The sequence below is a fragment of the Rheinheimera baltica genome (assembly GCF_030731985.1).
Lineage (GTDB): Bacteria > Pseudomonadota > Gammaproteobacteria > Enterobacterales > Alteromonadaceae > Alishewanella > Alishewanella baltica.
Window position 1 is genome coordinate 163,510 of sequence record NZ_JAPJDY010000001.1, and the last position, 10,104, is coordinate 173,613.

At 48.1% G+C, this 10,104-nt stretch carries 9 protein-coding genes; 4 read left to right on the top strand and 5 right to left on the bottom strand.

Going from position 1 to position 10,104, the window contains the following annotated elements:
* The first annotated feature begins 13 nt into the window (after positions 1-13).
* Positions 14-2,386: a GH36-type glycosyl hydrolase domain-containing protein gene (locus ORJ00_RS00800; RefSeq protein ID WP_306138937.1), complete on the top strand. Its 2,373-nt coding sequence runs from the start codon at positions 14-16 to the stop codon at positions 2,384-2,386.
* 10 nt (positions 2,387-2,396) lie between these two features.
* Here ORJ00_RS00800 and ORJ00_RS00805 read toward each other — a convergent pair whose 3' ends face one another.
* The gene (locus tag ORJ00_RS00805) at positions 2,397-3,149 is read right to left on the bottom strand and encodes a UDP-2,3-diacylglucosamine diphosphatase (protein ID WP_370300372.1); all 753 of its coding nucleotides are present in this window, start codon (positions 3,147-3,149) and stop codon (positions 2,397-2,399) included.
* A gap of 9 nt (positions 3,150-3,158) precedes the next feature.
* A complete protein-coding gene (locus ORJ00_RS00810; protein ID WP_305973086.1) occupies positions 3,159-3,653 on the bottom strand; it encodes a peptidylprolyl isomerase in 495 nt (164 codons plus the stop codon).
* 153 nt (positions 3,654-3,806) lie between these two features.
* Between ORJ00_RS00810 and cysS the strand changes: the two genes are divergently transcribed.
* The 3 genes from cysS (at position 3,807) to ORJ00_RS00825 (ending at position 7,306) form a co-directional block, all read left to right on the top strand.
* Positions 3,807-5,186: a cysteine--tRNA ligase gene (gene cysS, locus ORJ00_RS00815; protein WP_027672528.1), complete on the top strand. Its 1,380-nt coding sequence runs from the start codon at positions 3,807-3,809 to the stop codon at positions 5,184-5,186.
* 153 nt (positions 5,187-5,339) lie between these two features.
* Positions 5,340-6,146 carry a DUF6795 domain-containing protein gene (locus tag ORJ00_RS00820; protein ID WP_306138717.1) on the top strand — a complete coding sequence of 269 codons (807 nt, stop codon included), beginning with the start codon at positions 5,340-5,342 and terminating at the stop codon, positions 6,144-6,146.
* Entirely contained in the window at positions 6,143-7,306 is a 1,164-nt protein-coding gene (locus ORJ00_RS00825) for a lipase family protein (RefSeq protein ID WP_306138718.1), read from the top strand. Before ORJ00_RS00820 ends, ORJ00_RS00825 begins: the two co-directional genes overlap by 4 nt.
* A gap of 135 nt (positions 7,307-7,441) precedes the next feature.
* Here the strand turns inward: ORJ00_RS00825 and ORJ00_RS00830 are convergent, their stop codons facing one another.
* From ORJ00_RS00830 to folD, 3 genes are all read right to left on the bottom strand, one after another.
* The gene (locus ORJ00_RS00830) at positions 7,442-7,804 is read right to left on the bottom strand and encodes a hypothetical protein (protein ID WP_306138719.1); all 363 of its coding nucleotides are present in this window, start codon (positions 7,802-7,804) and stop codon (positions 7,442-7,444) included.
* 35 nt (positions 7,805-7,839) lie between these two features.
* A complete protein-coding gene (locus ORJ00_RS00835) occupies positions 7,840-8,901 on the bottom strand; it encodes an alpha/beta hydrolase family protein (RefSeq protein WP_306138720.1) in 1,062 nt (353 codons plus the stop codon).
* 149 nt (positions 8,902-9,050) lie between these two features.
* A complete protein-coding gene (folD, locus tag ORJ00_RS00840; protein WP_027669695.1) occupies positions 9,051-9,911 on the bottom strand; it encodes a bifunctional methylenetetrahydrofolate dehydrogenase/methenyltetrahydrofolate cyclohydrolase FolD in 861 nt (286 codons plus the stop codon).
* Between the last annotated feature and the right edge of the window lie 193 nt (positions 9,912-10,104).

Genomic DNA, 10,104 nt, shown 5'->3' on the forward strand with positions numbered 1-10,104 from the left:
GAGTACTATCTTGATGGCAGCCACTGGCATGCAACCTGGTGATAATGATCAGCGTTACGACTTATTCAGCCCCACCACTATGCCACTGGCCGCGGCGTTTTTATGGAACAAACAGTTAATGGTGCAACTTAACTGCCGTGGTTATGCCACCGCACAGTTTATGCAGCCGGAACCGGCTAAGTACGCCCATGCACCTGCCCTTGAAGCAAAAACCTTTATGCAGCCGGAGCAGCCGTATTACGCGCATCATCCGGGCCGTTTTGTGTATATTAAAGATGAGCAAAACGCAAAGCTCTTCTCTGTGCCTTATGAGCCGGTACGCAGCAAAGCTGACAAGTTTGTGTTCTCTGCTGGTAAAAGTGATATTTGCTGGCACCTGCGTCAGCAGGGTTTGCAACTGGAGTGGCGGCTATGCCTAAGCCCCGACCAACCGCATGAGTTGTGGCAGCTTACTGTGACTAACCTTGGCGCACAGCCACGCGAGCTCAGTATCTACCCGTATTTCCCGGTCGGCTATATGTCGTGGATGAACCAGTCGGCCAAGTTTGAGCCAGCACTAAATGCCATTGTTTGCTCATCGGTTACGCCGTATCAAAAATACCCCGATTACTTTAAAAACAAACAGTTAAAAGATAAAACCTTTTTACTGGCTGAGCAGGTGCCCACCAGCTGGCAATGCGCGCAGCAAGCCTTTGAAGGCGAGGGCGGCCTGCATGCGCCTGATGCTTTGCAACAAACTGAGCTTGATGGCGGCGATGCCTTATACGAAACCCCAGCCTGTGTGTTGCAATACCGGCTGCAACTGGCAGGCTCAGCCCAGCAGGTTTACCGTTTTGTATTTGGCCCGGCGCTGGATGAAGACGAAATTGCCGCCGCGCGGCAGCGTTATTTTTTAACGCCGGATGGCTTTACTAAAGCGCAGCAGCAGTACAGCGCTTATATTGCCCAGGGGCAGGGCTGCATACAGATTGAAACCCCGGATGCGGCGCTGGATAATTTTGTTAACCACTGGCTGCCGCGCCAGGTGTATTACCACGGTGATGTAAACCGGTTAACTACTGATCCGCAAACCCGCAATTATCTGCAGGATAATATGGGCATGAGTTATGTGCGGCCAGAGGCGTTTCGTACTGCTTTACTCACTGCGCTATCGCAGCAGCACAGTAGCGGTGAAATGCCTGACGGTATACTGCTGCACCCCGACGCGGAGTTGAAATACATTAATCAGGTGCCACATACCGACCAATGCGTTTGGCTACCGGTATGTTTAAGCGCTTATTTGGCAGAAACCAACGACACTGCCTTATTGCAGCAAGAAATTGCCTTTGGTGACAGCGCTGTGCAAGCCAGTGTATTTGAGCATATTTGCCGCGCGATGAGCTGGTTGCTGCATAAACGCGATGCGCGTGGCCTGAGTTTTATTGAGCAGGGCGACTGGTGCGACCCGATGAACATGGTGGGTTACCGCGGTCGTGGTGTGTCGGGCTGGTTGTCACTCGCGGCGGCTTACGCACTTAACTGCTGGGCTGATATTTGTCAGCATTGCGGTGATACAGCGCGTGCTGAGCAATACCGCAGTGATGCACACAGTGTTAATCAGGCGGTTAACCATTACCTGTGGGACGGCAAATGGTATGGCCGCGGCATTACCGATGACAATGTGGTTTTTGGTGTCAGTAAAGACGATGAAGGCCGTATTTATTTGAACCCACAGAGCTGGGCTATGTTAAGCGGTGCGGCTAATAACGAGCAGCAGCAACTTATGCTGGCCGAAATTGATGCGCAGCTTGCTACACCTTATGGCGTACAAATGCTGGCGCCGGCCTATACTGCTATGCGCGAAGATGTTGGCCGGGTTACACAAAAACATCCAGGTTCGGCCGAAAATGGCTCGGTATACAACCATGCTGCAGCGTTTTACTTATATGCACTGTATCAGATTAATCAACCGGATAAAGCCTTTCAGATATTACGCCAGATGCTGCCTGGCAGTACTGAACAAGATTGCCTGCAGCGCGGCCAGTTACCGGTGTTTATGCCGAATTACTATCGCGGCGCTTACCGGCAATTTCCGCGCACAGCGGGGCGTTCCAGTCAGCTTTTTAACACCGGCACGGTGCACTGGGTATATCGCGCGTTAATCGAAGGGTTGTTTGGTGTAAAAGGCTGTGCAGACGGCTTATTGCTTAAACCACAACTGCCAACCGATTGGCCGCAAGTTAAGCTTACCCGGCAGTTTCGCGGTGCAGAGTTTAGCATAGTGATGCGTCGTCAAGCGGGGATTAAAACTGCGCAATTATGGGTAGATGGCCAATTACAGCCTGCAGCGCTGATTAAAAATATCGTCAGGGGCAGGCAGTATCAGGTAGAACTATTACTTCCCTAGCGGCTTAAGCTTATAGCGCGTTAAAATACAGCTGCCACTGGCTGGCACTGACTTTTAAATAACTGCTTTGCGTGTACCAGTCGCCCAATACATAACGCTGTGCGGCTTTACCGTTAACTTCTAGCTGGTGCACGGTAGGGCGGTGAGTATGGCCATGGATCAGCTTTAATACGCCTGCGTCTGCCATCACTTTGGGGACTTCATCCGGTGTGACATCCATAATTTGTGGCTGTTGTTGAGAAGCGTAGCGGGCTTTATGCTCTGCACTTTTACGCCGTGCCTTAGCGGCCAGGCGCTGGCGGTAGGCTATTGGCGTTTTTAGCAGTAACCATTGCCACCACGGCTGGTTCCACCATTTGCGAAACTTCTGGTAAGCAATATCCAGTGTACAAAGGCTGTCGCCGTGCATAATAAGGGTAGGGGTGCCGTACAGGTTGATAACTTCCTGTTGGGGTAATAACTGCATACCGGCGCGGCTGGCATAGCCCTGACGCAAAACAAAATCACGGTTGCCGTGAATAAAGTAAACCGGTACCTGAGCGCTAAGCGTGGCCAATGCTGTTGCTACGGTATCCAGCAACGGCTCTGGGTTATCGTCACCTATCCACACTTCAAACAAATCACCGAGAATATACAGTGCATCGGCATGAATCGCTTGTGCGCGCAAAAAATGCAAAAAAGCGGCGGTAATATCAGGCCGATCTGCAGCTAAGTGCAGATCGGCGATAAACAGCGTGTGCTGCTCAGACATCAGTTCAGGCATCAACAATGCTTAAGCGTGCAGCTCGGCTTTTTCGATAACGACCGGTTTTACCGGTACATCGCTATGGCCAGCATTGCGGCCGGTGGCAACTTTTTTAATTTCGTCAACAACGTCCATACCTTCAACCACTTCACCAAATACGCAGTAACCCCAGCCTGAGCCTGTTTCAGAGCTAAAGTTTAAAAAATCGTTGTCTGCGATGTTGATGAAAAACTGGCAAGTGGCAGAGTGCGGATCATTAGTACGCGCCATCGCAATAGTGCCTTTTTTATTAGGTACTTTGTTGTTGGCTTCGTTTTTAATGGTTGCTTTGGTTTCTTTTTGCTCCATGTCAGCCGTAAAGCCACCGCCCTGGATCATAAAACCGTTAATAACACGGTGAAAAATGGTGTTATCAAAAAAACCGTCTTTTACATAGCTAATGAAGTTTTCTACTGTCGCAGGGGCTTTGTCAGCAAACAGGTTTAATTTAATTACGCCGTAGTTAGTGTGTAAGCTAATCATAATTGAGAGTCCTTTGTTAAAGTAGCGCTATTCTAACGTAGTCAGGCCAAATCATAAAGCAAGGATAGCGAGGCTAAACAGGCGATGGTACACTAATGCGCTGATGCAACAGCAAGATCTATTCGGCCACTTTGGGCTATTTTCGAGGACGTCATGTTACAGATATTTAATACCTTAAGCAGAAAAAAAGAAGTGTTTACTCCCATAGTGCCAGGAAAAGCGGCACTTTATGTCTGCGGTATTACTATTTATGATCACTGTCATGTCGGTCACGGTAGAACCTATGTGTCTTTTGATGTTATCAATCGTTATTTACGTTTTAGCGGTTACGATGTCACCTACGTGCGTAACATTACGGATGTTGATGACAAAATTATCAAACGAGCCGCTGAGAACAACGAAAGCTGCGATGCATTAACAGAGCGTTACACTAAAGCCATGCACGCCGATTTTGATGCACTGGGTTTATTGCCTGCGGACATAGAGCCACGCGTTACCACGCATATGGCAGAAATTATCAGCATGATTTCGCAGCTGGTAGATAAAGGTTATGCCTACGTTGCTACCGACGGTGATGTGTTGTTTGACGTCAGTAAATATGAAGCCTACGGCGAGCTGAGCCAGCAAAACCTTGAAATGCTGCAATCTGGCTCACGGGTAGAAGTTGCCAGCAATAAAGACGACCCATTAGATTTCGTACTATGGAAAGCCGCTAAACCTGGCGAGCCGTTCTGGCAATCACCGTGGGGCAATGGCCGTCCGGGCTGGCATATTGAATGTTCAGCGATGAGTGCGAAACACTTAGGTGAGCATTTCGATATTCATGGTGGCGGTTCAGACTTACAGTTTCCGCATCACGAAAACGAAATTGCACAGTCTACCTGTGCGCACGGCAATAAATACGTAAATACCTGGATCCACACCGGTATGGTGCAGGTAGATAAAGAAAAAATGTCTAAGTCATTAGGCAATTTTTTTACGGTTAAAGACGTACTGGCGCAATACAACGCCGAAGCCGTGCGTTATTTCTTGTTATCCAGCCACTATCGCAGCCAGTTAAATTACTCCACGGAGAATGTAGAGCAAGCGCATGCGGCATTAGGCCGGTTATACACCGCGCTGCGTAATGTAACCCCAAGCCACAGTATTGACCTGAAAAGCCCGTACATTGCCCGTTTTAAAGCGGCGATGGATGACGACTTCAATACCCCGGAAGCCTTACCGGTATTGTTTGAACTGGCGCGTGAAGTAAACCGCTTTAAAGAAGTCGAGCCCGCCAAGGCTGCTGAGCTGGCAGGCTTGTTAAGTTTATTAGCCGGCGTACTGGGCCTACTGCAAGGCGATGCCGAGCAGTTCTTGCAATCAGGTGCGTCAATGGATGATGTAGCCGAAATAGAAGCGTTAATCGCCAAACGTAATGACGCCCGCGCGGCTAAAGACTGGGCAGCAGCAGACGCCGCCCGTGATGCGTTAACCGCCAAAGGCATTATCGTTGAAGATAAAAACGGCGTAACCAGCTGGCGCAAAGGCTGATTAAGTTACTTTTCTAAAAAAACCGCCTACTGGCGGTTTTTTTATGCGTTAATTTTACATGGCAGCTTTGCAGAAATTTCAAATGTTGCTTTTTGGTTGATTAATTGTTTATCAAAGATACAATGGCATAAAATTTTCAAAATAGGATGTTTTGTGTGGAGCTTGCAGCGCAGCACCTTAAAGTGCATTTGGGTAGTGTTATTTGTCCTGCTTATCAACAACTCTGCGGAGGCCGGTGTGTTTGGTTGGTTTAAACGAATTGATGTGCAGGTTTCACCGGAAATTAAGGGCGCTATTGCCCTGGAGGGTAAGCCGCAAGCGGATATGGTAATAAAGCGTGGCACCTTCTTTGATGATAGCTGGAGTTGGGAGAGCACCCGCACCGATGCCGATGGTCACTTTTACTTCGCTGAGAAATTAGTTAAGGCACGCCCGGTATTGTACGAGCGCCAGGTAGCGTTACAGCTGCTTGCTGTGGATCACCCCAAAAAAGGTGATGAAGATCTGTTTTTTGAAATGGGCACATCACACAACCTGAAAAGCCCATCCAGCGATTTACTCGCCGCCGGCATGCACTGCGAACTTAGCGACGATTACACCACAAGCTATATGAAATATATTGAAAATCCCAGCGGAGTATGGCGCGGTTTTCACTCAAAATGCCGCTTTTTGCACGCCGATAAAGTTGTGGTGTCGCAGGCTGAACTGGATGCAGCTGAGCTTGAAGATATTTGGGCGGGCCTTTATCGACAGCTTACTTATTTAGAGCAAAACGCTTCACTGATTAACTCCGATGAGTTTGTCCGCTATCACATGCGTAATAATGCAGAAAGCGGACTTGAAATGTTAAAGCGAATTAGTGAGTTAGAGACCAACGCTGACAAGCTTCGCGCTATACCTAAGTTGGAGCTTCAATTTCAGAGTTATCTGGATAAATTACCAAAGGAAGATCAACGATGAGTATTCCAGTATTAAACCCTAAGATAGCTGCCGCTCTGGCTGCTGATGTATATGAAACGTTAAAAATGCCTTCAGGTGCCGCTTTTATTCCTAAAACCGGAGAGTTGAAAGCAACCTTTGATTTTAGTGGTAATGGTGGAACGATATATGGCCGCAGTGGTGGATTTTTGTTTCGCCGTGATTCAGGCTTTGCCGTGGTAGGCCGTGGCAAAGAAAACAGGGAATATAGAGGTAGTGTCGCTATCGGTTTCCGTGGTACCCAAACCAGTTTTGACTGGTTAAGTAATAGCAACACCCGCACTGTAACGGTAGAAAACCAAACTCAAGCCCATAAAGGCTTTTATGATATTTTTAATAGTATGCGCCCGGCATTAGAGCAACAACTAAACCCGATATTACGCGGTAACGGACATGCTATTGTGCACTGCGCGGGTCATAGCTTAGGCGCAGCATTGGCACAGTTGGCTGCAATCTGGGTGAAGAAATTTTATGGTAACAAAGTGGCTCTGTACACTTTTGGTTCGCCGCGAGTTGGATTAAAAAGCTTTGCTATGCAGGCACCAGGCAGTATTGATGCCAGCTATCGCTGTATTCATGGTGATGATCCGGTGCCGTTGGCACCGGTTTGGCCCTATTACCATGCGCCATACAATGGCCAGGTGGTGCGTTTAACGTCCGATACCGGTATCCGAATCAGTTCCCATGCCATGCGAGAGGCGAATCATTGCTATCAAAACAGTGCCCGCGGCGAATGGGCCAACTTAATTGGTGCAGAGCGTCTGCCCAAACAAGTGTATCTGAAGTTCGGCGACCAGCATAAAGTGACCTTTAGCGAATATTGGAAAAACCAAATTGAAGATGCGCTAACCACTATTTTACGGAAGTCAGGCGTAGCGTCTGCCGCTATTTTAGGTGTGCAGAGTCTGGGCGGCGGCGTGCATACCTTTTACGACAATTTGGCGATGGAGTTGGAAAAAAGTGCCAAAGTTTTTCCCAATGACGAGCATGTAAAAGGCTTACTGGCGCATATGCTGGTGTTTGCCGGAAGGGGAGCACACGTGGTTATTAAACTAACCGCCCGCTTTATCCGCTGGGTGTTTGAACAAGTGCTGGCTGTACTAAGTCGTGCAGTGCGCTACGCAGTCTCGGGGTTAAGCTAAAGACAGTGGTCGGGCTTGCCGAGCTTTCCCTGCGTCAATGGATACAACCCTTGTTCTGGCCGCGTTAGCGGCCAGTGTTTTATTTATCAGCAAGATAGACTGCTGTATCTGTCATCATTGTTAGCAGGCGATTGTTCAGCGGGTTAAAACGTATTTCCCTATCGGAGTAGCAACTTTTAAACGATGAGTGCTTTCGCTGAGTATTTGCCAGGTAATTTGTTCATCGCCTGCAGTTAACGTAAGCACGTTACCTTGCCTGGTGTAGGGATACTGTCTGCTACCGTGACCTTTAATAACTTCTGTTATAGTGTTCGCATCTATATAAACAAAATTACTGGTTTCCAGTTGATTGACACTGCCATCATCATAAACCACCTCGGTCATCACCCAGCGTCCTAAAATGTTATCAGTCTGGTTGGCATTGGCATGGAAGAACATGCTGATCATAAAAATGGCGAACACAGTTACAGTCTTAATATTTAGTATTATTTTATGCATCAGCTGTTACCCGTAAAGATCACACATCTAAATGCCTAATCTACCATCGCCACTAAGTCTGAGCGAATAAACTTAGCTAACACTGATTGATGTTGCTGGGCCCACAGGTCTATTGCCTGGCTGTTATTAGTGGTTATTTGCTCAATAAAAGCACTGGATAACGCCTGGGTGGCCGCTTTAATCACTTGCTGCTGTGACTTGGTATCTTTGCCACCGCGCCAGCCGGAAAAAATATTGTGGCTGCCTGCGCTAAATACCGCCAGCACTTTGTAGCGGCTGGCCATGGCGTCATACAAGTCAAACCTGTCTTGTGGTGATGAATAATATCCCGGCACCCGAATTTCATCTTCGGTGGTCGTAATATGCAACGTGGGAATGCTCACCTCTGCCAGTACGTTATCCAGCGGCTGGTCGTTATAAAAAGGAGGGGCTGAAATTAAAATAGCCGCTTTGATGCGATTATCTTTCAGGCTAACTAAGCTGCCGTTTTGCTCAACTTGGGCACCGCTTAATAACATTGAGGTGTTTGCACCATAAGAGTGGCCAGCCATTACGATATTCTGGTTATCAAAATCAGCGGCATGGGCTGACGCTAATATCTGGTCCAACGCAAACTTCACATCCTGCACTCGGGCTAAGGCTTCGGTGGTATCTGCCGCGTCCATCAACCGAAAAGGGAGCATTAGTCTGCTGCCGCGCCAGACTTTTCTGTCGCTGCCGTCATGCTGCACATGTAAGCTGGCATAGCCTTGGCTGGCCCAATACTGACCAAGATAAGCGTAACGCTCTTTCGCCCCCCCTAAGCCATGAGAAAACACAATTAATGCTGTGGCTTTTTGCTGGCGGGCCGGTTTAAATAACAATGCCGGAACAAGCCGATCCCGGCTTGGGTCTAGCCAGTTGAAACTCACTTTTTCAACATTTAGACACAAGTGCTTAGCAACTTCAGCTGAGTACTTTACCGAGGGCAAATTCAGTTGTTGTTGCCAGACAACACTATCGGGTACTTGTTTTTGTGCGCATCCGGTTAAAAATAACAGCAAAGCAACGATAACTGCGACGGCGCCAGATGGTTTGAGCATGGTATGAAATAGCATAAAAATCCTATTGGCGGGAACCAATCCATTTAATACGCGTAAAAGTGGATTAGGGTTTGGTTGCAAGTAAGCGCACGCTAACTTTAGCCATATAAACAGTAAAAATAAAAAACCGCCTATTGGCGGTTTTTTATGCTTATTACTATTTGTTAATGCTTATCGTGATACAGCTCGCAAGCTTCCAGCGTGTTTTCAATTAAACTAGCGACTGTCATCGGGCCTACGCCGCCTGGTACCGGAGTGATATAACGCGCGTGTTTTACCGCTGTGCCGTATTCCACATCACCCACCAGTTTGCCGCTATCTAAGCGATTAATACCTACATCAATAACCAGCGCGCCCGGTTTTACCCAGTCGCCAGGAATAAACTCTGGCCGGCCTACAGCGACAACTAATAGGTCGGCACGGCGCACCTGAGCTTCAAGGTTCCTGGTAAATTTATGACACACCGTGGTAGTGCAACCTGCTAATAGCAGTTCCAGCGCCATTGGGCGGCCGACGATATTAGACGCACCGACAACCACTGCATCCATGCCTTTAACATTGACGCCGGTGCTTTGTAGTAGCGTCATAATGCCTTTAGGCGTGCAAGAGCGCAGGGCAGGCATTCGTTGTGCAAGGCGGCCGATGTTGTAGGGGTGAAAACCATCAACATCTTTATGCGGAATAATGCGCTCAAGTATCAGTGATGAGTCTAAACCGGCAGGCAAAGGCAGTTGAACCAAAATGCCATCGACGCTATCGTCATTGTTTAACGTGTCAATAAGCTCTAGCAGCTGTTGTTGCGAAGTTGTAGAGGGGAGATCGTAAGAAACAGAATGAAATCCTACTTCTTCACAGGCTTTACGTTTACTGCCAACATAAACTTGCGATGCGGCGTCAAGGCCTACCAGTACAACGGCCAACCCCGGGGCTCTTTTACCTGCAGCCAGGCGGGCACGCACCTGCGCGGCGACTTTATCTTTTGTTGCCTGAGCAACGGCTTTGCCATCAATAATTTGTGCTGTCATTTGTTAACGTCTCTGCCATAATTCTGCTGCGGTATATTTTCGCACAGCTACCGACAGAACTCCATCTTGCAATGCTCAGCGCATAATAGGTTCAAATAATAGGCAATCAGTTGATTTGTGCAAAAAAAGGTTTGACGCTATTGCCGCCCAGCTGTAATATTCCGCCCCGTTGCAGCAGTGCAGTGATGTCGGT

Bases quoted from the DNA above. Each gene is read 5' to 3' on its own strand.
- ORJ00_RS00800 (WP_306138937.1), top strand. From the start codon at position 14: ATGGCAGCCACTGGCATGCAACCTGGTGATAATGATCAGCGTTACGAC.
- ORJ00_RS00830 (WP_306138719.1), bottom strand. From the start codon at position 7,804: ATGCATAAAATAATACTAAATATTAAGACTGTAACTGTGTTCGCCATT.
- folD (WP_027669695.1), bottom strand. From the start codon at position 9,911: ATGACAGCACAAATTATTGATGGCAAAGCCGTTGCTCAGGCAACAAAA.
- cysS (WP_027672528.1), top strand. From the start codon at position 3,807: ATGTTACAGATATTTAATACCTTAAGCAGAAAAAAAGAAGTGTTTACT.
- ORJ00_RS00825 (WP_306138718.1), top strand. From the start codon at position 6,143: ATGAGTATTCCAGTATTAAACCCTAAGATAGCTGCCGCTCTGGCTGCT.
- ORJ00_RS00805 (WP_370300372.1), bottom strand. From the start codon at position 3,149: ATGCCTGAACTGATGTCTGAGCAGCACACGCTGTTTATCGCCGATCTG.
- ORJ00_RS00835 (WP_306138720.1), bottom strand. From the start codon at position 8,901: ATGCTATTTCATACCATGCTCAAACCATCTGGCGCCGTCGCAGTTATC.
- ORJ00_RS00810 (WP_305973086.1), bottom strand. From the start codon at position 3,653: ATGATTAGCTTACACACTAACTACGGCGTAATTAAATTAAACCTGTTT.